This is a genomic window from Oleiphilus sp. HI0067 (assembly GCF_001635735.1).
In genome coordinates, this window is sequence record NZ_LWFI01001393.1 from 1 (window position 1) to 770 (window position 770).

Sequence of the window (770 nt, forward strand, 5' to 3'; positions counted from 1 at the left end):
CGAACGAACCAGTATTGATTGATTTACTTGGCAATTATCCAAAGGCAAAGTTGTTTTTGTCTGTGATTGGAGGGCAGGGAGTAGTATTAGGCCGCGGTAATCAGCAGCTAAGCGTTCGCGTGTTAAGAATGCTTGGCATTACCAACATTCAATTTGTCGGGACGCAAGAAAAGCTTCATGCGTTAGAGGGTAAAGCACTGCAGGTCGATAGTGGAGACGATGCTCTGAACCAAGAGATTAGTGGTTATCGGCCCATTTTATGTGGCTATCACGACTACGTCTTGTACGACATCGCTTACAGTGCATAAGTTCGTCTATTTATTTTTGTACTCTGAAAACAAATGAATCATCAAGCGAGCCAAGTGAGTCGAGGTCCCATTCTTCAAAGCAATTCTAAGGATCTCTACATTAGGAAGCTTGTTGTCCTCTTCGGCTAACTCATCGCTTAGATGATTGAGCAATCTTAGTCCTAGGGCGCTAAGCGTCGCCTGCTCAATCGCTTCTTGTCGAAGCGTTGACTCAAAGCTCATGTATCCTTCGCTTTCTAGCCACAACATTGCTCCGAAACAGGCCTGAAAACGAGGGCTATGAAGCCCAAATTCGTCAGGATTATCTGGGCCTGCAACGTCTTCAACAAAAACCGAACTTTTTACAGGAAAGCTCTGATAAAGCTGCAATAGTACGACCGCGCAATCGCGATAAAACTCTTCAATGTGTATGTCGTACATGCTTTATTCTGTTTCAGGAAGCTGCTTGTAGGTCTGTAAAAA

Annotated in this window: 1 protein-coding gene and 1 pseudogene; one reads left to right on the forward strand and one right to left on the reverse strand. The window is 44.3% G+C overall.

Translation table 11 applies throughout. From position 1 onward, the window contains the following. Nucleotides 1-308, forward strand: a pseudogene (locus A3739_RS22155) (ATP-NAD kinase); the annotation flags it as partial. Between the two features lie 6 nt (nt 309-314). Here A3739_RS22155 and A3739_RS22160 read toward each other — a convergent pair. Next, nucleotides 315-728, reverse strand: coding sequence for a hypothetical protein (locus A3739_RS22160; protein WP_068476966.1), 414 nt, complete (start codon nt 726-728; stop codon nt 315-317). Between the last annotated feature and the right edge of the window lie 42 nt (nt 729-770).

What these genes read in the sequence shown, in the direction of transcription:
- A3739_RS22160 (WP_068476966.1), bottom strand. Translation starts at nt 728, where the DNA reads ATGTACGACATACACATTGAAGAGTTTTATCGCGATTGCGCGGTCGTA.